This window comes from Kitasatospora sp. NPDC101176 (genome assembly GCF_044768035.1).
In the GTDB taxonomy this organism is placed as follows: domain Bacteria; phylum Actinomycetota; class Actinomycetes; order Streptomycetales; family Streptomycetaceae; genus Kitasatospora.
Window position 1 is genome coordinate 108,998 of record NZ_JBIWPA010000011.1, and the last position, 19,760, is coordinate 128,757.

The 19,760-nt window shown below is 73.3% G+C and carries 18 protein-coding genes and 1 tRNA gene; 5 read left to right on the forward strand and 14 right to left on the reverse strand.

Features of this window, described 5'->3' with window-relative positions; translation table 11 throughout:
- The first annotated feature begins 108 nt into the window (after positions 1–108).
- Both ACIRS1_RS17910 and ACIRS1_RS17915 read left to right on the forward strand, forming a co-directional pair.
- Positions 109–1,122 carry a hypothetical protein gene (locus tag ACIRS1_RS17910; protein WP_402840645.1) on the forward strand — a complete coding sequence of 338 codons (1,014 nt, stop codon included), beginning with the start codon at positions 109–111 and terminating at the stop codon, positions 1,120–1,122.
- A 10-nt stretch (positions 1,123–1,132) separates the two neighbouring features.
- Positions 1,133–1,702, forward strand: coding sequence for a hypothetical protein (locus ACIRS1_RS17915; RefSeq protein WP_402840647.1), 570 nt, complete (start codon positions 1,133–1,135; stop codon positions 1,700–1,702).
- Between the two features lie 139 nt (positions 1,703–1,841).
- Here ACIRS1_RS17915 and ACIRS1_RS17920 read toward each other — a convergent pair whose 3' ends face one another.
- The 9 genes from ACIRS1_RS17920 to ACIRS1_RS17960 form a co-directional block, all read right to left on the reverse strand.
- Positions 1,842–2,612 (reverse strand): ABC transporter permease, encoded by a 771-nt coding sequence (locus ACIRS1_RS17920; protein WP_360209452.1) that lies wholly within the window; start codon positions 2,610–2,612, stop codon positions 1,842–1,844.
- Positions 2,609–3,535 (reverse strand): ATP-binding cassette domain-containing protein, encoded by a 927-nt coding sequence (locus ACIRS1_RS17925; protein ID WP_402840650.1) that lies wholly within the window; start codon positions 3,533–3,535, stop codon positions 2,609–2,611. The genes ACIRS1_RS17920 and ACIRS1_RS17925 overlap by 4 nt, the downstream gene beginning before the upstream one ends.
- Positions 3,535–4,374: a DUF4097 family beta strand repeat-containing protein gene (locus ACIRS1_RS17930; protein ID WP_360209458.1), complete on the reverse strand. Its 840-nt coding sequence runs from the start codon at positions 4,372–4,374 to the stop codon at positions 3,535–3,537. The genes ACIRS1_RS17925 and ACIRS1_RS17930 overlap by 1 nt, the downstream gene beginning before the upstream one ends.
- Positions 4,375–4,486: 112 nt before the next feature.
- Positions 4,487–5,044, reverse strand: a complete 558-nt coding sequence (locus tag ACIRS1_RS17935) for a toxin-antitoxin system HicB family antitoxin (RefSeq protein WP_402840653.1) — start codon at positions 5,042–5,044, stop codon at positions 4,487–4,489.
- Positions 5,045–5,237: 193 nt separating this feature from the next.
- Positions 5,238–6,305, reverse strand: coding sequence for an adenosine deaminase (locus ACIRS1_RS17940; RefSeq protein WP_402840655.1), 1,068 nt, complete (start codon positions 6,303–6,305; stop codon positions 5,238–5,240).
- A 66-nt stretch (positions 6,306–6,371) separates the two neighbouring features.
- Positions 6,372–7,667, reverse strand: a complete 1,296-nt coding sequence (locus ACIRS1_RS17945) for a DUF445 domain-containing protein (RefSeq protein WP_387901473.1) — start codon at positions 7,665–7,667, stop codon at positions 6,372–6,374.
- 172 nt (positions 7,668–7,839) lie between these two features.
- Positions 7,840–8,799 carry an ATP-binding cassette domain-containing protein gene (locus tag ACIRS1_RS17950; protein ID WP_402840658.1) on the reverse strand — a complete coding sequence of 320 codons (960 nt, stop codon included), beginning with the start codon at positions 8,797–8,799 and terminating at the stop codon, positions 7,840–7,842.
- A 26-nt stretch (positions 8,800–8,825) separates the two neighbouring features.
- Positions 8,826–9,728 (reverse strand): ABC transporter permease, encoded by a 903-nt coding sequence (locus ACIRS1_RS17955; protein WP_402840661.1) that lies wholly within the window; start codon positions 9,726–9,728, stop codon positions 8,826–8,828.
- Positions 9,721–10,590, reverse strand: a complete 870-nt coding sequence (locus ACIRS1_RS17960; RefSeq protein ID WP_402840663.1) for an ABC transporter permease — start codon at positions 10,588–10,590, stop codon at positions 9,721–9,723. Before ACIRS1_RS17960 ends, ACIRS1_RS17955 begins: the two co-directional genes overlap by 8 nt.
- A 246-nt stretch (positions 10,591–10,836) precedes the next feature.
- On the opposite strand from ACIRS1_RS17960, the gene ACIRS1_RS17965 reads away from it, so the two are divergent.
- A complete protein-coding gene (locus tag ACIRS1_RS17965) occupies positions 10,837–13,221 on the forward strand; it encodes a transglycosylase domain-containing protein (RefSeq protein WP_402840665.1) in 2,385 nt (794 codons plus the stop codon).
- 34 nt (positions 13,222–13,255) lie between these two features.
- Here the strand turns inward: ACIRS1_RS17965 and ACIRS1_RS17970 are convergent, their stop codons facing one another.
- From ACIRS1_RS17970 to ACIRS1_RS17980, 3 genes are all read right to left on the reverse strand, one after another.
- Positions 13,256–14,437 carry a winged helix DNA-binding domain-containing protein gene (locus ACIRS1_RS17970; RefSeq protein ID WP_360209478.1) on the reverse strand — a complete coding sequence of 394 codons (1,182 nt, stop codon included), beginning with the start codon at positions 14,435–14,437 and terminating at the stop codon, positions 13,256–13,258.
- A 127-nt stretch (positions 14,438–14,564) separates the two neighbouring features.
- Positions 14,565–14,867: a co-chaperone GroES gene (locus ACIRS1_RS17975; protein ID WP_049655715.1), complete on the reverse strand. Its 303-nt coding sequence runs from the start codon at positions 14,865–14,867 to the stop codon at positions 14,565–14,567.
- Between the two features lie 197 nt (positions 14,868–15,064).
- Positions 15,065–15,406: a DUF3618 domain-containing protein gene (locus tag ACIRS1_RS17980; protein ID WP_360209481.1), complete on the reverse strand. Its 342-nt coding sequence runs from the start codon at positions 15,404–15,406 to the stop codon at positions 15,065–15,067.
- Between the two features lie 147 nt (positions 15,407–15,553).
- On the opposite strand from ACIRS1_RS17980, the gene bcp reads away from it, so the two are divergent.
- The gene (gene bcp / locus ACIRS1_RS17985) at positions 15,554–16,030 is read left to right on the forward strand and encodes a thioredoxin-dependent thiol peroxidase (RefSeq protein ID WP_360209484.1); all 477 of its coding nucleotides are present in this window, start codon (positions 15,554–15,556) and stop codon (positions 16,028–16,030) included.
- 83 nt (positions 16,031–16,113) lie between these two features.
- Here bcp and ACIRS1_RS17990 read toward each other — a convergent pair whose 3' ends face one another.
- Positions 16,114–18,633 carry a chitinase C-terminal domain-containing protein gene (locus tag ACIRS1_RS17990; protein ID WP_402840668.1) on the reverse strand — a complete coding sequence of 840 codons (2,520 nt, stop codon included), beginning with the start codon at positions 18,631–18,633 and terminating at the stop codon, positions 16,114–16,116.
- A 358-nt stretch (positions 18,634–18,991) separates the two neighbouring features.
- Here ACIRS1_RS17990 and ACIRS1_RS17995 point away from each other — a divergent pair.
- Positions 18,992–19,075: transfer RNA gene (locus tag ACIRS1_RS17995), tRNA-Leu, on the forward strand.
- A gap of 77 nt (positions 19,076–19,152) precedes the next feature.
- Here ACIRS1_RS17995 and rdgB read toward each other — a convergent pair.
- Entirely contained in the window at positions 19,153–19,758 is a 606-nt protein-coding gene (gene rdgB / locus ACIRS1_RS18000; protein ID WP_387901484.1) for an RdgB/HAM1 family non-canonical purine NTP pyrophosphatase, read from the reverse strand.
- Between the last annotated feature and the right edge of the window lie 2 nt (positions 19,759–19,760).

Here is a 19,760-nt window from a genome sequence, read left to right on the forward strand (position 1 = left end):
CCCGGGTCCTTCGCTCCCCGAGGACCCGGGCAGCGCCGCGTCCGCGCCCTCGTCATCGACCGCCCCGGCGCGTACGCTCGTCCGCTACACCGTGCCTCGGGGGGAACTGTGCTGCTCGCCCTCTCCTTCTTCGTCCTCGGACTCGCCATCGGCGCGCTCATCGCCACTGCCGCCCTGCGCCGCCAGGCCGTCGATGCCCTCCGATCAGCCCGGGCCGCCCTCGCCGCGGCCGAATCCGCGCGGAAGGCCGTCGAGGCGGCGAAGGCGCTCCCCGCTCCGGCCCGCCCCAAGGCGGCGGCCCCCACCTCCGACCAGCAGCCCAGGCCGCCGCGGGCCCGCAGGACGCCCAAACCCGAGCCCGCGCCCACCACTCCCCTCCCCGCTCGACCCGTCGACGACGGGCTGCCCCGGCTCGGCCCCGCCGGGCCCCGGGACACGCCCGGCACCGTGCCCCGGCGAACCGACGACAACCCGTTCCACCACACGGGCGTCTGGGACGAGGACACCGATCACGAGTTCCCGATCGAGCTCCCCGAGCCCGGCGCCGTCGCCATGGTCGAGGTGACCGCCAAGTCCTCCAAGCACGTCCGGATCGTCCCGATGACCCGGACCCCGACCCGGGTCGACACCCATCGGACCCTGCTCTACGTCAGCGCCTCCGACGGAACCGAGCGCACCCGCACCGTCCTGTCCCGGGACGTCACCCACCTGAAGGTCGATGCGCAGGGCCGCTCCGAGTGGTCCGTCCGCCTCTACGGCCCCTCCGAGACCGACGAACTGACCGGCACCCGCGAGGGGACCGGCGAGATCGTCGTCGCCCTCCGCCCCGACGCGCCCTCCGAACTCCTGCTGCACGTCGACTCCTCCTCCTGGGGCGCCGAGTTCATCTGCCACTGCTGGCGCTGGGACAAGGTCAACCGGGACACGTGCAGGTGCGCCGCCCCCGAGGGCCTCCCCCGGTGGTTCTCCAGCATGGTCTACCTCCAGGGCGAGGGCATGCGCACCCTCGTCATCCCCCGCCCCGGCCTGCTCAAGCTCCACACCGACAAGCCCACCGACCCCTGGCGCCTCCGGCTCGGCCCCTACCGCGGCACCGCCGAGGACGACGGCCCCGACGACTAGCATCGGCCGGGTGCTGCCCGAACAACTCCCGCTCTCCCCCGGCGCCTTCACCACAGCCGCCGCGGTGCGGAACGCCGGCCGCGGCGCGAGCGAGACGCGGATCTGCATCGCCCGCGGGCTTCCGTCGATCTTCCTCTTCGCGGATCCGGGCGCCCGGCGGCTCCGGGGCTTCCACCTCTTCGACGGGTGGGCCGAGGAGGACGACCGGGGCCCGGTGTTCCACCTCACGAGCGTCGGCGCCCTCGGCGGCCACCGGCTGACCCTCGGGAACAGGGCCCTCCTCGACCACCGGGAGCACGGGCGGGCCCTTCACCTGTTCGCCGCCGACGGCCCGTCCGGAAGCCCGGTCGACCCCGTCCGCCAGCGATACCTGGGCGAGTTCCTCGTCGACCCGACCGAACCCCACCTGGAACGCCGCGCCCCGGCGCTCGGCCCCGGCAACCGGACCCGCCGGGTCTTCGTCTTCCGGCTGCGGCCCGTGCCGGGCCGGCCGTTCCAGCGCGACGACCGTGACGGGACCGCCACCCCCGAGGAACACGCCGCCGCGGCCGCCAGGACGTGGTTCGTCAGCTACCGGTGACCACCCGGGCCGGCCGCCGACCGGAGCCCCCGGTGCGTCGACCGGCCGGAACCGCCGATGACCCGACCGACCGGATCCGCCGACGGCCCGGGTGACGGTCTCGCCGTCACCCGGGCCGCGGCCACCGGCCGTACCCCCGTCACCGCCGGTGGAAGACGCTCCGCGACCAGAGGTAGCCGAGCAGCGTCAGTCCGGTGCACCAGGCCAGAGCGATCCAGCCGCTGGAGCCGATCCCGGTGCCCATCAGCAGACCGCGCAGGGTCTCGATGATCGGGGTGAAGGGCTGGTACTCGGCGAACCAGCGGAGCACCGTCGGCATCGAGTCCGGCGGGACGATGGCGCTGCCGATGAAGGGCAGGAAGGTCAGCGGCAGCGGCGTGTTGCTGGCGCTCTCCGGGGTCTTCGACACCAGCCCGATCCCCGCCGATATCCAGGTCAGCGCCAGCGTCACGAACAGCAGCAGCCCTGCCGCGGCCAGCCACTCCACCGGCCCGGCGCTCGACCGGAACCCCATGGCGAAGGCCGCACCCGTCACCAGCACCAGCGCGATCACCGTCTGGATGACGCTGCCGATCACGTGCCCCGCCAGGAACGCCGACCGCGATATCGCCATCGTGCGGAAGCGGTTGACGATGCCCTCCGTCATGTCGACGCAGACGCCGACCGCCGTGGCGACCGAGCCCGCCGTCGCCGTCATCAGCACGATCCCCGGCGTCACGTAGTCGATGTAGCTTCCGCCGCCGATCCCCAGCCCCAGCGCCCCGCCGAAGGCGTAGTTGAAGAGCGCCAGCATCATCACCGGCATCACCACGACCGAGAAGGTCATCGCCGGGTACCGCTGCGCGCGCTTGAGGTTGCGCCGCAGCATGGTCAGCGAGTCGCTGACCGCGTAGCTCGTCATCGCGCTCATCGCGCGCCCTCCCCCGTGAGCGTGAGGAACACGTCGTCCAGATCGGCCGTCTCCACGACCAGTGACTCGGCCCGCACCGACGCGTTGTCGAGCGCGTCCAGCACGGCCTTCACGGTGAGCACCGAGTTGTCCCCCGGGATCTCCAGCCGCAGTGCCTCGGCGTCGGCCGTGGCGTACTCGAACAGCCGGGCGGCCGCGTCCAGGTGGCCCGGGTCAGCGAACTGGAGCCGGATCCGGCCACCGGGGACGATCCGCTTGAGCTCCTCGGCCGTGCCCTCGGCGACGATCCGGCCGCCGTCCAGGACGGCTATCCGGTCGGCGAGTTGGTCGGCCTCCTCCAGGTACTGGGTGGTGAGCAGGACCGTCACCCCCTGCTCGCCGACCAGCCCCCGGATGATCTCCCACATGGTGCGCCGGCTGCGCGGGTCCAGCCCGGTGGTCGGCTCGTCGAGGAAGATCACCTGTGGGTCCCCGACCAGGGTCATCGCCAGGTCGAGCTTGCGCCGCATGCCGCCGGAGAAGGTGGACACCGACTTGCGGGCGGCCTCCGTCAGGTCGAACCGCCGCAGCAGGCCCTCGGCCCGCCTCCGCCCCTCCCGACGGCGGAGGTGGTGGAGGTCCGCCATGAGCAGCAGGTTCTCCTCGGCGGTGAGCAGGTTGTCCACCGCCGAGAACTGGCCGGTGACGCCGATCGACCGTCGCACCCCGTCGGCCTGCGCGGCCACGTCGTACCCGGCCACCCGGGCCGTTCCGCCGTCCGCCGGGAGCAGCGTGGACAGGATCTGCACGGTGGTGGTCTTGCCCGCGCCGTTCGGCCCGAGCAGGGCGAACACGCTGCCCGCGGGGATCTCCAGGTCGACCCCGTTCAGCACCGCCTTGTCGCCGTAGGACTTGGTCAGCCCGCGCGCGGAGACGGCCGCCATCAGGCCCTCCGGACGACGACGGTGCCGACCTGGGTCTGCGCGCGGACCTCGACCGTCTCCCGGGCGTCGCCCGGGCCCTCCGCCTCGCCGAGGGAGTTGCGGACGCCGCCGAACTTGCTGTGCACGTCGAGCCAGGCCGCGGTGCCCTCCGCGATGCCGATCTCCACGTCCCCGACGCTGGTCTGCAGGGTGACCTTGCCGCGGACCACCCGGCCGAGCCGGATGTGGCCGTTCGCCGACTTGGCGTCCACGCCCGAACCGGCGAGGCCGACGTGGATCCGGCCGTTGGAGGCGTTGGCCACCAGCTCGCCCCGCACCTCGTCGATCTCGGTGTCGCCGTTGCTGTTCTTGACCGTCAGCCGGCCCCCGACGGAGCCGACCTCGATCCGGCCGCCGCCGGACACCTCGGCGTCCCCGGTGACGGTGCCGACCCGGACGTCACCCATGTCGGTCTTGAGCCGCACGGCCTCGGCCCGGTCCAGCTGGATCCGGCCCATGGAGGTCTTCACCCGGCAGTCCCCGAGCGGGCCCTCGGCGACGAAGTCGGCCATCGGGGAGTCGGCGTGCACCTCGGAGCCGGCCGGCAGCTCGACGAGGACCTCGATCGAGCCCTTCCTGTTGGAGAACACGGTGCGCTGCTTGGGGCCCTTGAGGGTGAGCCGGCCGCCGGAGAAGTCGACCTGGGTGAGCTCGGCGGCCCTGACGTCCGCCTCCCTGGCCGCGTTGGCGGGCCGGACCTCGACCACGGTGTCGGTGCGCTTGCTCGCGCGGACCCACACCGAGCCGATCTCGAACTCGAGGGCTGCGGAGATCGGTCCGTCGGTCTCGTACGTAGGCATGGCTGTCCCGTCCTCTTGACTCGTGGTGGTGTTCCCGCTGGTCGGAGCGGGGGTGACGTGGAAGGTGCAGGGTGCTCGGTGGCGCGAAGGCGTGGGGAGGCGTGCGGAGGCGTCAGTGGACCCAGCCGGTGAATCCCTGGCCGCCCCCGCCGCGCGGGGCGCGGGTGCCGAGGTCGGCGGCCGGGCGGACGCCCGGCTGGCCGCCCTCCAGCGCGCCGGCGACGGCCCGGACCAGCCAGGCGTTGAGGGACAGGCCCTCCCGCCCGGCCGCGTCCTCCGCCCGGGCCTTGAGGTTCGCGGGCAGTCGCAGGTTGATCCGGGCGGTACCGCTCTCGTCGCCCTCCGGCACCGGGGAGGAGACCGGTGGCACCACCGGCGCCACCGACGGCACCACGGATGGCACATCGCCGTGGAAGCCGCCGGTGCCGGGCGGCACCGTGACCACGAACTCCGGATCCAGCCCGCGCAGCCGGACGTCCACCGAGCCCGGCGCGAGGTCGCGGGTGACCTCGCCCATGGCGGCGGAGAGCGCGTTGAGCAGGGTGAGCCGCACGGCGGACTCCAGCGGGAGCGTCAGCCGCTCGGCCAGCGCGCGGGCTTCGTCCCCGCCGGCGTCGGCCGCCGCGGCGAGTTCGTTCCGGAGGTTCTCTACGTACGGCGTGAGGTCCATGCCAGAAGCATGGCACAGCGGTGGCGCCATGTCGAGACATGAATGGCACCACCGTGGCACCACCCGGTGGAGGGGTCCGGCACCACGTCACGCGCGGGCCCGGCACCACGTCGCGACCGAGCCGGCGCCACAACGGGAACCGCCCCGCCGGCCGAAGCCGACGGGGCGGTCCACCAGGGCGAACGGCGGGCGGTCAGGCCCGCCAGCCCGCCAGGTACGCGTCGATCTCGCCGACCAGGCGGGCCTTGCCGGCCACGTCCAGGAAGGACGCCTCGACCGCGTTGCGCGCCAGCGCCGCCACCCCGGACTCGTCCAGGTCCAGCAGCCGGGCCGCGACGGCGTACTCGGCGTTGAGGTCGGTGCCGAACATCGGCGGGTCGTCGCTGTTGACGGTGACCAGCAGGCCGGCCTCCACCATCCGCTTGATCGGGTGGTCCTCGATCCGCTCCACCGCGCGGGTGGCGATGTTGGAGGTCGGGCAGACCTCCAGCGGGATCCGGTGCTCGCCGAGGTGGTCCAGCAGCGCCGGGTCCTTCACCGCCTGGGTGCCGTGCCCGATGCGCTCGGCGCCGAGCACCCGGATGGCGTCCCAGACCGTCTCCGGCCCGGTGGTCTCGCCCGCGTGCGGCACGCTGCGCAGGCCGGCCGCCCGCGCCCGGTCGAAGTACGGCTTGAACTGCGGACGCGGCACGCCGATCTCCGGACCGCCGAGGCCGAAGCTGACCAGGCCCTCCGGGGCCAGGTCGACGGCGAGCCGGGCGGTCTCCTCGGCGGCCTCCAGGCCGGCCTCGCCGGGGATGTCGAAGCACCAGCGCAGGACGACCCCGAGTTCCTTCTCGGCGCGCAGGCGGGCGTCCTCGATCGCCTCCATGAAGGCGACGTCGGGGATGCCCCGCCGGACCGAGGAGAACGGGGTGATGGTCAGCTCGGCGTACCGGATGTTCTGGCGCGCCATGTCCTCGGCCACGCCGTAGGTGAGCGCGCGGACGTCCTCGGCGTCGCGGACCAGGTCCACGACGCTCAGGTAGACCTCGATGAAGTGCGCGAAGTCGGTGAAGCTGAAGTACTCAGCGAGGGCCGCCGGGTCCGTCGGCACCTTCGACTGGCCGCGGTGGCGGGCGGCCAGCTCCGCGACGACCCGCGGCGAGGCCGAGCCCACGTGGTGGACGTGCAGCTCCGCCTTGGGCATCCCGGCGATGAACGCCTCGATGCCGCCCTTGCCAGCGGGGTTTCCGATCCGACTTCCGTCCGGCTGGACCACGGTGGTTCCCTCTTCCTTCTACGCGCGTATCGGCAGGTGTTGGCAAGGATAGGCCGAAGCCGCGGGTCAGCCGCCCAGGGCCACCGCGACGGTGTGGATGAGCAGGCCGGCCAGGGCGCCGACCACGGTGCCGTTGATCCGGATGAACTGCAGGTCCCGGCCGACGTTGGCCTCGATCTTCCGGGAGGCGTCGTCGGCGTCCCAGCCCGCCACCGTCTCCGAGATCAGCGAGGTGATCTCGGTGCGGTAGGTGTCCACCAGGTACTGGGCGGCGTCCTGCAGCCAGCCGTCGGCCTTGGCCTGCAGTTTGGCGTCGGTCGCGAGGCGCTCGCCGAAGCGGCGCACGCCGTCGCGGATGCGCCGGCGCAGTTCGCTGTCCTCGTCCTCGGCCGCCGTCAGCACCAGGGTGCGCACGGCCGCCCAGGTGGAGGCGATCAGGTCCTGCACCTCGGGCCGGACGAGCAGTTCCGCCTTGGCCCGCTCGACCCGGGCGATGGTCTCCGGGTCGGTCTGCAGCTCGGTCGCGAAGTCGGCCAGGAAGTTGTCGATCGCGCCGCGGGCCGGGTGGTCCGGGTCGTCCCGGATGTCGGTGACGAACCGCAGCAGTTCCTTGTAGACCCGCTCGCCGACCTGCTGGTCGAGGAACTTCGGGGTCCAGCCCGGGGTCTTCTGGGTCACCTTGCGGACCACGTCCTCGTGGTTGGCGGCCAGCCAGTCGTGCGCGCGGACGGCCACCAGGTCCACCACGCCGTGGTGGCCTCCGTCGGCGACCACCTTGCCCAGCATCCGGCCCATCGGCTCGGCCACCGAGGTCGCCGCGGCCCGCCTGGTCACCGCCTCGGCGACGACCGCCTGCACGTCGTCGTCCCGGAGCACCGCGAGGACGCCGCGCAGCGCCGCCGAGGCCTCCTTGGTGACCCGCTCGGCACTGCCCGGCGCGGCCAGCCACTCGCCCAGCCGGCGGGCGATGCCGAGCGCGGCCAGCCGCTCGCGCACCACCCGGCCGGAGAGGAAGTTCTCCCCGACGAAGTCGCCGAGCGAGCGGCCGAAGGCGTCCTTCTTGGTGGGGATGATCGCGGTGTGCGGGATCGGCAGGCCGAAGGGGCGGCGGAACAGCGCGGTCACCGCGAACCAGTCGGCCAGCGCACCGACCATGCCGGCCTCGGCGGCGGCCGCCACGTACCCGGCCCAGGCCCCGGCCCCGGCCGCCTTGGCCCAGGTGGCCAGGGCGAAGACCAGGGTCGCGAAGGCCAGCAGGCCGGTCGCGATGGTCTTCATCCGGCGGACGCCCTGTCTCTTCTGCTCGTCGGCGGCGGTGAACCGGACCCCGGGGCCCGTCCCGCTGAAGGCTTCGTCGCTCACCCCGCCAGTCTGCCCGCTGCCCGGCGCGGGTGAGGGCGCGCCCCGCAATCACGCGCCGGGCGCGCGCCGGAACCCGCGTGCCGGGCGTGCGCACCACCCGCCGGGCAGCCCACCAGCCGAGGCAGCCCACCCGCCCGGCCCCCGCCGCTCAGCCCGTCGCCCGTCCCGGCGCTCAGCCCACCGCCGTCCCGGCGTACATCCGGGCGATCACGTCCTCGATCGCCGGCTCCCGCACCGACAGGTCCACCAGCGGGTAGCGCTCGGCCACCGCCGCGACGATCAGCGCGGCGCTCTGCCGCGCCGGGAAGGCCAGCCACTGGCGCGGGCCCTCGACCTTGACGACGCGGGCACCGGGCACCTCGATCGCCGGCCGCGCCTCGGCCAGGTCGACCACCAGGGTGCGCTCGCTGCGCCCGGCGGCGTGCAGGCCGTCCAGACCGCCGTCGTGGACGACCCGGCCGTGGTCGATCACCATCACCCGGTCGCAGAGCTGCTCGATGTCGGTGAGGTCGTGGGTGGTGAGCAGCACGGTGGTGCCGTGCTCCCGGTTCACCTCGCGCAGGAACCCGCGCACCCGGGCCTTGCTGACCACGTCCAGGCCGATGGTCGGCTCGTCCAGGTAGAGCACCTGCGGGTCGTGCAGCAGGGCCGCCGCGAGGTCCCCGCGCATCCGCTGGCCGAGCGAGAGCTGGCGGACGGGGGTGTCCAGCAGCGCGGCCAGGTCGAGCAGTTCGACGCAGCGGCCGAGGTTCTCGCGGTACCGGTGCTCGGGGATGCGGTAGATCCGGCGGGCGAGTTCGAAGGAGTCGCGCAGCGGCAGGTCCCACCAGAGGGTGGTGCGCTGGCCGAAGACGACGCCGATCCGGCGGGCCAGGGCGACGCGCTGGCGGGCCGGGTCGACCCCGGCGACGCGCAGCCGCCCGCCGCTGGGGACGAGGATGCCGGTGAGCATCTTGATGGTGGTCGACTTGCCGGCCCCGTTGGGCCCGATGTAGCCGACGCACTCGCCGGCCTCGACGGTGAAGCTCAGCCCGTCCACCGCGCGCACCTCGCGCTTGACCCGGCTGAACCGGCCGGTGCGGGCCCGCACGGTGAAGCTGCGGCGGACGTCCTCGAGTTCGATCAGTGCCATGGGTGCTCCTTGCGTGGTCGGAGGGGTCAGCTGCCGGCGCCGCGGTAGGCGCGCAGTCCGGCCCGCCAGGCGAGCCCGGCGGCGGCGACGCACAGCGCGGCGGCCACCGGGGAGGCGAACTGGAAGGCGGTGGGCAGGCCGAGCGGGTCGGGCCGGCCGAGGACGTGCAGGGCGGGCAGCCAGTTGACGAAGGCCAGCGGGACGCCGAAGACCGCCCCGGCCACCAGCTCCTTGGCGAAGATGGTCGGCGGGTAGTGCAGCAGGGTCGCACCGCCGTAGGTGAAGGAGTTCTGGATCTCCTTGGACTCGCCCCACCAGAACTGGACGGTCGCGCCGCCGACGTAGACGGCCCCGAAGATGACGCTGCCGCAGACCAGCAGGACGGGCACCAGCAGGACGCGGTCCCAGGTCCAGTGCACGTCCAGGGCGGCCAGCGACCAGACCAGCACGGCCAGGGCCTGCACCGGGCGGCCGAGGCGGCGCAGCGAGAAGCGTTCCGCGCACAGCTGGGCGAGCGCCGGGGCGGGCCGCACCAGCATGGTGTCCAGCGTCCCGTTGACGATCCGCACGCCGAGTCCGTCGACCGAGCCGACCAGCAGGTTGGCGGTGCCGAGGGCGAAGGTCGCGGTGCCGTAGAGGAAGGCGATCTCCGGCAGGCGCCACCCGCCGAGCTGGTCGGTGTGCCGGAACATCAGCACCAGCACGACGAAGTCCAGCGAGTGCGTCGCCAGGCTGGCCAGCAGGTTCAGGGCGAAGGAGGCCCGGTAGGCCATCATCGAGCGCATCCACATCCGGGCGCAGAACCACCAGGAGCGGACGGCCCAGGCGGCCCGGGCGGTGAGCGGCTCGGCGGCCACGGTGAGCGGCTCGGACGGCGGCGCGGCGGGCGGCGCGGCGGGCCCGGCCGGGGCGACGAGGGGCTCAGCCACCCTGGACCACCACCTTGCGGGTCGCCAGCCACTGGGCGCCGCGGCCGGCGGCGAGCAGGGCGGCGGCCCAGCCGAGCTGGAAGCCGAGCGGCCCGAGCAGGCCGGCGCCGGTGGCGCGCTCCAGGAAGACGTCGGTCGGCACCTGCACCAGCGCCGCCCAGGGCAGCACCGGGGCGAGGTCGCCGAGCAGGCCGGGGAACAGTGCGATCGGCAGCAGCATCCCGGAGAAGAACATCGAGACCACGAGCATCACCGAGCGCACGCCCTCCGAGTCGTGCAGCCAGAAGCCGGTGACGGAGACCAGGAAGCGCAGCCCGAAGCTGACCACCACCGCGAGCAGCACCGAGAGCAGGAAGGCCGCCCAGGTGACGGGCCGTTCGGGCATCCGGGTGCGGAACACCAGTGCGCCGACCAGCAGCGGCACGGTGCCGCGCACCAGCAGCTGGAAGGCGGCCCGGCCGAGGTCGGTGGCCAGCCACCAGCCCTGGAAGTCGACCGGGCGGTAGAGGTCGACGGCGATGTCGCCGCTGCGGAAGCGGTCCTGGACGTCGTCCTGGAACCCGCCGCCCCACACCGCGACGGTGACCAGCAGGGCCTGGCTGACCCAGATGTAGGTGACGGCCTGGCTCTCGTCGTAGCCGCCGAGGCCGGGGCGGGCCCGCCAGAGGGCGAGGAAGGAGGAGGCGAGGATGATGCCGAAGACGGTGTTGGTGAAGGTGCCGGCCAGCGTGGCGGCCCGGTAGCCGGAGTAGCGGCGGAAGGCGCCGCGGGCGACGGCGGCGTAGAGCCCGAGCACGGGGAGCGGTCCGGCGGGATCGGGCGGGCGCCCGGTCCGCGGGCCGGTGGATGCGACGTTCAGCATATTGTCTCCTTGTCGACAAATACGGGCAGACGGGTGTGCCGGCCGACGTCCGCGCACACCCCAGCGGCCCCGACCGGCCCACCCCGGGGGTACCGGGCCGAGCGGACGGAGCTGTCGGAAACAGGTGCGCTATGCGGTTCTCACCTTTCACCGTACCGCCGGCGATCAGCCACCGCACCCGTTTTTCCCGCGCACGCCGCAGCCGCCCCACCACTGATCGCACGTCAAATAGCACATAATCGCCGCATGACCTTGAGCACCCGGCGCCAGGCCAAACGAGCCGCCCGCCGCGCGGCCCGCCGCGCCCTCCCCCGTTGGCGCCGGCTCCTGCCCACCTGGCGGATCACCCTCGGCGCCCTCACCGCCGCGCTGCTGATCGCCGTCGGCGCCTTCGCCGTGCTCTACGTCATCGTGCCCGTCCCCGACGCCAACGCCCACGCCGTCGCCCAGAACAACATCTACCTCTACGCCGACGGCACCACCGAGATCGCCCGCACCGGCGCCGTCAACCGCACCGACGTCACCATCGACCAGATCCCCGCCCAGACCCAGCACGCCGTCGTCTCCGCCGAGGACCGCACCTTCTACCAGAACCGCGGCATCGACCTGAAGGGCATGCTCCGGGCCGGCTGGAACACCCTCCTCGGCAAGGGCATGCAGGGCGGATCCACCATCACCCAGCAGTACGTCAAGAACTACTACCTCACGCAGGACCAGACCATCGAGCGCAAGGGCCGCGAACTCTTCATCGCCCTCAAGGTCGACCAGCAGCGCGACAAGAAGGACATCCTCGCCGGCTACCTCAACAGCAGCTACTTCGGGCGCGGCGCCTACGGCATCCAGAGCGCCGCCCACGCCTACTACGGCGAGGACGTCTCCGCCCTCAGCGTCGCCCAGGGCGCCTACCTCGCCGCCCTGCTCCAGGCCCCCAGCAGCTACGACGTCAAGACCGCCACCCCCGCCAACCGCGAGAAGGCCGTCGCCCGCTGGAACTACACCCTCGACGGCATGGTCCAGCTCGGCTTCCTCACCCCCACCGAACGCGCCGCCACCACCTTCCCCGAGCTCCTCGACCCGCAGCCCGCCACCGGGCTCTCCGGCCAGGCCGGCTACCTCGTCGGCGTCGCCGACGACTACCTCGTCTCCGCCGGGATCATCGACGCCGCCACCCTCAAGGCCGGCGGATGGCGCATCACCACCACCTTCGACAAGCCCCGGCAGGAGGCCTTCGTCAAGGCCGTCCAGGACGAACTCACCGGCGAACTCGACCCCCGGGCCCGCCCCGCCACCGACACCGACGTCCGCGTCGCCGGCGCCTCCGTCGAACCCGCCACCGGCCGCGTCGTCGCCGTCTACGGCGGCCCCGACTACGCCAAACAGCCCTTCAACGACGCCCTGCGCCAGGACAACCAGATCGGCTCCACCTTCAAGCCCATCGACCTCGCCGCCGGCCTCATCGCCCAGCACACCCTCGACGGGCGGCCGATCACCACCGAGAGCCGCTACGACGGCGCCAGCGAACGCCCCGTCACCGGCGGCCCCACCCCCTACGCACCGCCCAACGAGGACGACGTCGACTACGGCAACATCACCCTGCGCTACGCCATGGTGAAGTCCGTCAACTCCGTGTACGCGCAGGAGGGCGTCGACGCCGGACTCGCCCGCGTCCGCGACACCGCCATCAAGCTCGGCATCCCCGACAGCGTCCGCGGCATGGACCCGGCCAACACCTCGATGACCCTCGGCACCGCCACCCCCAGCGCCCTCGACCTGGCCGGCGCCTACGCCACCCTCGCCAACCACGGCGACGCCACCGCGCCCTGGTCCGTCCAGAAGCTCGAACGCGTCCACAGCGGCGGCGCCGTCGACATCCCCAAGATGCCCGACCACACCCCCGTCACCGCCATCGGCCGCGGTTTCGCCGACGCCGTCACCGACGTCCTGCGCGACGTCGTCAGCCCCCGCGGCACCGGCGCCGCCGCCCTCGACCTCGGCCGCCCCGCCGCCGGGAAGACCGGCACCACCGACTCCAACCTCTCCGCCTGGTTCGCCGGCTACACCCCCGAACTCGCCACCACCGTCGGCCTGTTCCGCGAGAACCCGAAGACCCACGCCAAGGAACCGCTGGCCGGCACGGCCGGACTCACCCGCATCAACGGCGGCACCTTCCCCACCCGGATCTGGACCGCCTACATGACCGCCGCCCTCCAGGGCACCCCCACCCAGCAGTTCGACCTGCAGACCGACCACGACGCCCCCGCGCCCGACCTCACCCCCAACAGCAGCACCACCCCCACCGGCACCGGCAGCGCCACCCCCGCCCCCGCCCCCGCCACCGCGGCCGCGACCCCCGGCACCACCCCCAGCGCGACCACCCCCGCGCACGACACCCCCACCCACGCCCCCAGCGCGCCCGCCCCCACCGGCGGCGACCCCGCACCCGGGCCCACCCCGACCAGCCCCGCCGCCCCCAGCCCGCCGGCCCCCCAGCCCACCCCCACCCAGGACCAGCCCAGCCCCGCCCCCAAACCCACCCAGACCCGGCCCACCCGCCCGACCGACCCGCCCACCGCCACGGCCCCCGCACCCGCCACCAAACCGGCGACCTCGGCGACGCCGCCGCCCCAGTGAGCCGCCCGGCCGGGGCGGGCCGGCGGCCCCGGCCCTAGCGGGCGGCCACCAGCTCCCGCTCCAGCGGCGTCCTGAACCGCGGCGTCACCCGCACCTCCCCCAACCAGCCCGACAGCCGCGCCGCCTCGGCCGCCACGGCCGCACCGGCCTGCGCCCCCACGTCCTCGAACAGCCGCCACACCACCTCGCCGTCCGGCCGCTGCGCCCAGCCGCCCACCACCCGGCCGCACCACCACACCGTCGGCCCGGCGTTGCCCGCCCGGTCGAACAGTGCCGGCACGTCCTCCGGCCGCAGGTACCAGTCCCGCCCGCGCCACCCCATCACCGTCGGGTCCAGCGCCGGCAGCAGCGCCGCCCACGGCTCCGGCTCCGCGACCGGCCCGGTGTCCCCCGGCAGCACCAGCGCGGCGGCCCCGCCCGCCAGTTCCACGTCCTCGGCGCCGACGTCCGCCAGCGCCCGGCGGGTGTCCCCCAGCGTCCAGCCCGTCCACCACTTCACGTCGTCCACCGTCGCCGGGCCGTACGAGGCCAGCCAGCGCCGCACCACCTCCGCCTTCGCCTCCCGCACCGGCACGTCCGGCCACTGCGGCACCGGCGCCCAGGGGTGGACGTTGCTCAGCCAGGAGCCGCGCGGCCGCCCCCGCCGCACGTGCCCGTCCGCGGCCAGCAGCCGCAGCAGCCGACTGCCCACGCTCTGCCGCGCTTCGTACGGCTTGCCCGCCGACATCAGCATCGTCTCGCGCAACTCCGGCACGTCGTCGGCGAGTTCCTTCGTCGTCGCCTCGCCGCGCAGCGCCAGGGCGGCCAGCGCCGCCCGCTCCGCCCCGGCCAGCCTCGCCTCGTCCCAGCCCTCGGCGTGGTCCCGCAGGTGCTTGAGCAGCGTCGCCCGCTCCCGCGCCGCGATCGCCCGCGCCGTCGACGAGCTCACGTACGGCGCGAAGCCCTCCGTCACCGCGAAGAGCGTCCGCCGCATCGACAGCAGCCGCACCAGCGTGACGTCCTCGTACAGCGCCCGGTCCACCTCCGCCGCGGACGGCGCCGCCAACCGGGCGCACGCCGACAGGTACACCGTCGCCGGATCGGAGGCGTGCAACCCCACCACCGCGTCCGCCACCTGCTCCACCCTCGCCGCCCGCCCCGCGGGCGCCAGCAGCTGGCGCCGCCCCACCCGGGCCCGACGCTCCTCCACACCGATCACCGGCACACGCCTGCTCATGGGCGGACCATAACCCCCGCCACCGACAGGAGCGCCCCCCTCCCGGGCCGCGGGAGGGGGCGCGTCGCCCACCGGCCGCCGGCGGGCGGTGCGGGCGCGGGTCAGGGGCTCCGGAACGGGAGCGGGGTCAGAGGTACAGCCCGGTCGACCCCTCGGTGTCGCCGAAGCGGGTCGCCGCCACGGCGTGCAGGTCCCGCTCGCGCAGCAGCACGTACGTCGCGCCGCGGACCTCGACCTCCAGCTTGTCCTCCGGGTCGTACAGCACGCGGTCGCCCGGCTCCACCGAGCGCACGCTCTGGCCCACCGCGACGGCCTCCGCCCAGGTGCAGCGCTTCGACAGCTCCGCGGTCGCGGGGATCAGGATGCCGCCGGTCGAGCGGCGCTCGCCTTCGCCGCCCTCGATCCGCACCAGCACGCGGTCGTGCAGCATCCGGATCGGCAGCTTCTCGCCCAGCCGGTCGTGCCGCGGGTGGTCGCTCCCGGAGGCGGCGGAAGCGGACTGCGGGGTCGGTTCGTCGTTCGTGCTCACGGTCCCGAAGGTACCGCCCCCGGGCCCGGAGCGTGACGCTGGCCCGGCGTGCGGAGGGCCGGGCGCGGCCCGCGCCCGGCCCTGCGCACGGCTCCCGGTCAGCCCTTGCGCCGCTTGCGGGACGAGGCCACCAGCAGCACCAGGCCGACGCCCACGAGCGCGGCCGGCACGACCCGCTCCTTGCGCGGCCGCCCCTTCTCGTCCACGAACTCGGCCCGGACCCGCTCCACCAGGCCGTTGGCGGCCACGTACGCCCGGCCGGCCTTCTCCTCGACCGCGGCCGCGGCCCGCGCCTTCACCTGGGCGCCGATCGTGCTCGGGTGGACGCGCACGGCCAGCTCGTCGAGGGTCGCCGCCAGCTGGGTGCGGGTCCGGGCGATGTCCGCCTCGATCTGGGCGGTCGTCCTCGCCGACTTGTCCTGCGTGCTCGCCTCGCCCACTCGGGCCACCCCATTCACTTACCGATGTTGTCCTGTGCGACTGACCCAGTCTGTCAGCTGCCGAGCACGGCCGCGCGGCCCCACCCACCATCAGGGGTAAGTTTGCCGTGGTACGACCGACCGCCCCAGCATCAGGAGAGTCCGACCGTGAGTGAGCGTCTCCAGCCCGGCGACACCGCGCCCGCCTTCAGCCTGCCCGACGCCGACGGCAACCAGGTGTCCCTGGCCGACCACCTGGGCCGCAAGGTGATCGTCTACTTCTACCCGAAGGCGCTCACCCCGGGCTGCACCAAGCAGGCCTGCGACTTCACCGACAACCTCGACGTCCTCGCCGGCGCCGGCTACGACGTCATCGGCGTCTCCCCCGACCAGCCCGAGAAGCTAGGGAAGTTCCGGGAGGCCGAGAACCTCAAGGTCACCCTGCTCTCCGACCCCGACCACACGGTGCTGCAGGCCTACGGCGCCTACGGCGAGAAGCAGAACTACGGCCGCACCTACGTCGGCGTGATCCGCTCCACGGTGATCGTGGACGAGCAGGGCAAGGTCGAGCGCGCCCTCTACAACGTCAAGGCCACCGGGCACGTCGCCAAGCTGCTGCGCGACCTCGAGGTCGGCACGGCCTGACGCACCGACGACGGAAGCGGTGGCGGCACACCCCCCGACCGGGTGCACCGCCACCGCCGTCCCTCACCTCGGGCAGCCGCCGGTCAGCAGGCCCCGAGGTCGCTCCAGACGCCCCACGCGCCGCTGGCCGTGGGGTCGTCGCCCTTGGTCCACCACTTGTTCTGGTAGTAGTGGCCCTTCCACGAGACCTTGGTGGTGCTCGCGTAGGTGGTGCCGGCGTCCCAACTCGGCGCGGCCGTGCAGGCCCCCGAGGTCGGGGTGGCCGTCGCGGTGGTGGTCGGCGAGGCCGTCGCCGTCGGGGAGCCCGTCGCCGTGGCCGTCGCGGTCGGCGAGGCCGTCGCCGTCGGGGAGCCCGTCGCCGTGGCCGTCGCGGTCGGCGAGGCCGTGGCCGTCGAGGTCGGGGTCGGGGTCGGCGTGGAGGTGCCGCCGTCGACCGCGCCGCGGGTCAGGTCGCCCTTGATCCCGTACAGCGTCCCGCCCACGTTGACCGTCCAGTTGGACGGCGTCGAGACCGGCAGGTAGTAGACGAAGTCCAGGTCCACCGAGGCGCCCGGCGCCAGCGACTGCCAGCCCGGCAGCTTGACCGAGACCCGGTTGTAGGTGCCCTTCAGACCGCCCACGTTGCCCGGACCGGGATTGTCCTGCCGGATGACCTGCAGGCCGAAGCCGGACTGGTCCTTGGCGTTGCCCGGGGCCGAGTTGGAGTAGTCGAACTGGAACTCCGTCCCGCCCGGCAGGGTCACCGTCGAGTTGTTGACGACGTGGATCTTCGGGTTGATCGGGTAGTTGGAGTCGCCCAGCGCGAAGTTGGTGAACGACACGTCGATCGGCAGGGTCTGCTGCGGAAGCGCGACCGTCGAGCGGGTCGCGCCGTACGGCGTCGCCGACTTGAACTTGTCGTACATCAGCGAGGTCAGCGTCGAGCCCGGCACGTACTCGCCCTTGCCGCCGTTGGCCGCGGCGTCCCACTTGTAGTCGCCCGCGAGCTCCCAGATCATCGCGCCGCCGGCGCCCTGGTTGACGATGTAGTCCGCCTTGGCGCCCACCGACTGCTCGTCCTCGGTGGAGAGGAACACCTTCTTGGTGTCGTTCCACAGCCACGGCGCCACCAGGGCGCTGCTGTAGTTGCGGGCGTAGGTGCCCTGCAGCGCGGTGTCCGTCACGCCGTACTTGGACAGGTAGTCGGGCAGGATGCCCTTCTCCAGGTTCTTCGCGTGCCACATCGGGTTCGACCCGGCCGGGGACTCCTTGCCCGCGTCGTCCTTGTCGTTCCAGATGTTGTCGATCCCGACCGCGCCGTCACCGCAGGAGGTCAGGCCGGAGCCGACCGGGCAGGTGGTCGCCGAGGCGGTGCCCCAGAGGCCGTTGGTGCCGCCCTGGACGTTCTTGAACCCGCGCGTGTAGTACGGCAGGCCGACGTTGATGCGCCCGCCGGGCATCGCGCCGCGGAAGTAGTGGTACGACCAGTCGGCGTTCAGGTAGCCGATGCCGCCGTACTGGGCGGTGCCGTAGACGTTGGCCGCCGCCAGCTCGCCGTCCTTGCCGTCGTCGAACAGCGAGGCGTTCGGGCCGACGTACTTGTTCCAGGCGCCGTGCAGGTCGTACGACATGATGTTGACGTAGTCCAGGTACTGCGCCACCTGGAAGGTCTCCATGCCGCGCAGCAGGTAGCCGGACGACGGCGCCGCGACCGAGAGCAGGTAGTGCCTGCCGTCGGCGGCGCCGGCCCGGTCCAGCTTCTCGCGCAGCGTCTTCATCAGCGCCGCGTAGCCCTTGGCCAGCGAGCCGCGCTTGGAGTTGGCGAGCTGCCAGTCCAGCGGGTTGCCCGCGTCCTTCATCGAGGTCGGGTACTCGTAGTCGACGTCGACGCCGTTGAAGCCGTACTTGCGGATGAAGTCGACGGACGAGGCGGCGAAGGTGTCGATGCCGGCCTGGTTGACGCTGCCGTCCGGGTTGACCGTCAGCGAGTAGAAGCCGCCGGTGTTGACGCGCTTGCCGTCGTCCCCGAAGTAGCCGCCGGTCTCGGTCCAACCGCCCACCGAGATCATGGTCTTGACGTTCGGGTACTGCTTCTTGAACTTCGTCAGCAGGTTGAAGTGCCCCTTGTAGGGCAGCGTCGGGTCCAGCTGGGCGGCCGGCACGCCGGGGAAGTCGATCCCGGTGGCCTCGTTGGTCGGGCCGTCCGTGCCGACCGACAGCTTGTTGTCGGAGCCGACGTGGCCGAACGCGTAGTTCAGGTGGGTGACCTTGTCCCAGGGGACGTCGCTCACCAGGTACGGCTGGTCACCGTTCTTGCCGGTGCGCCAGCCGGTGAAGTAGCCGATGATGCGGCGCTGGTGGTCCGCGCCCATCTTCTCGCGCCCGCTGGTGTCGTAGACGGAGCAGTACGGGACGTCCACGCCGGGCGTCTGGTACATGCCGTCGGGGCGACAGGCCGCGTTGTCGACGGCCGCCGACGCCTGCGAGGGCGCCGCGCCCAGCGTGGCCAGCAGCAGGCCGGCCAGGCCGGCCGCCGCCAGCGAGGCCGCGCCCGCCCGGGCTGCCGGGCTCTTGCGGCGGGTGGCGGCGGTGGGACGCCGCTCCGCCGTGCTTCGGATCAACACTCGGTCCTCCGGGAGAGAGTGTCGGCGCGTGCCTGTGGGGGAGCACGCACGTGGGGGATTGCAATTGGCGCCGAAGCTATGTGGTCTGAACCACATAGGTCAATAGGTCTGTACCAATTGGTAATCAACGGCCAAACATCACAGGTCGGGCCCGCTCGACAACCAGTCAGCCGGTGGCCGAAACCCGACATCCCACGACCGGACCCGCGACCCGACCCACGACCGGCCAGACGGCCGGACCGACGGCCCCACCCGCAGCCGACCCCGCACCCGCCCGGCGACCCCCGGGGCGGTGCGCACGCCCCCGGACCGAATCACGGTGTTCCCACCGGAGGCGAAGCCCTAGACTAGGGGCCACGCGGCCTTGGCGGAGCAGGCAGACGCGCCGGACTTAGGATCCGGTGGGGGAAACCCCGTGAGGGTTCGAATCCCTCAGGCCGCACTCATCTAAAACCTTCAGATCGAAGGCCCGCCCCGAATCTTCTCGGGGCGGGCCTTCGGCGTTCCACGGACGGTGCGTCAGCCGACGAGGTCCTTCACGACCGGGGCGAGCGCCCGGAAGGCGTGGCCGCGGTGGCTGATCGCGTTCTTCTCGGCGGGGGTGAGTTCGGCACAGGTGCGGGTCTCGCCGAGGGGCTGCAGGACCGGGTCGTAGCCGAAGCCGCCGTCGCCCGAGGGGGCGGTGCGCAGGGTGCCGAGCAGGCGGCCCTCGACGACGCGCTCGGTGCCGTCGGGCAGGGCGAGGGCGGCGGCGCAGAAGAAGTGGGCGCCGCGGTGCGGTTCGGCGATGTCGGAGAGCTGGGCGAGCAGCAGGTCGAGGTTGGCGCGGTCGTCGCCGTGCTTGCCGGCCCAACGGGCGGAGAAGATGCCGGGGGCGCCGTTCAGGACGTCGACGCAGAGGCCGGAGTCGTCGGCGACGGCGGGCAGGCCGGTGGCGCGGGCGAGGGCGTGGGCCTTCAGCAGGGCGTTCTCGGCGAAGGTGACGCCGGTCTCGGGCACGTCCGGGATCTCCGGGTAGGCGTCGGCGCCGACGAGTTCGACGTCCAGACCGGCCTCGCCGAGGATGGCGCGGAGCTCGGCGACCTTGTGCTGGTTACGGGTGGCGAGGATCAATCGGGTGGACATAT

Excerpts from the sequence above, each read along its gene's own strand:
- ACIRS1_RS17920 (WP_360209452.1), bottom strand. The coding sequence starts at position 2,612 with ATGAGCGCGATGACGAGCTACGCGGTCAGCGACTCGCTGACCATGCTG.
- ACIRS1_RS17925 (WP_402840650.1), bottom strand. The coding sequence starts at position 3,535 with ATGGCGGCCGTCTCCGCGCGCGGGCTGACCAAGTCCTACGGCGACAAG.
- ACIRS1_RS17930 (WP_360209458.1), bottom strand. The coding sequence starts at position 4,374 with ATGCCTACGTACGAGACCGACGGACCGATCTCCGCAGCCCTCGAGTTC.
- ACIRS1_RS17935 (WP_402840653.1), bottom strand. The coding sequence starts at position 5,044 with ATGGACCTCACGCCGTACGTAGAGAACCTCCGGAACGAACTCGCCGCG.
- ACIRS1_RS17950 (WP_402840658.1), bottom strand. The coding sequence starts at position 8,799 with ATGGCACTGATCGAACTCGAGGACGTCCGCCGCAGCTTCACCGTGCGG.
- ACIRS1_RS17960 (WP_402840663.1), bottom strand. The coding sequence starts at position 10,590 with ATGCTGAACGTCGCATCCACCGGCCCGCGGACCGGGCGCCCGCCCGAT.
- ACIRS1_RS17965 (WP_402840665.1), top strand. The coding sequence starts at position 10,837 with ATGACCTTGAGCACCCGGCGCCAGGCCAAACGAGCCGCCCGCCGCGCG.
- ACIRS1_RS17970 (WP_360209478.1), bottom strand. The coding sequence starts at position 14,437 with ATGAGCAGGCGTGTGCCGGTGATCGGTGTGGAGGAGCGTCGGGCCCGG.
- ACIRS1_RS17975 (WP_049655715.1), bottom strand. The coding sequence starts at position 14,867 with ATGCTGCACGACCGCGTGCTGGTGCGGATCGAGGGCGGCGAAGGCGAG.
- rdgB (WP_387901484.1), bottom strand. The coding sequence starts at position 19,758 with ATGTCCACCCGATTGATCCTCGCCACCCGTAACCAGCACAAGGTCGCC.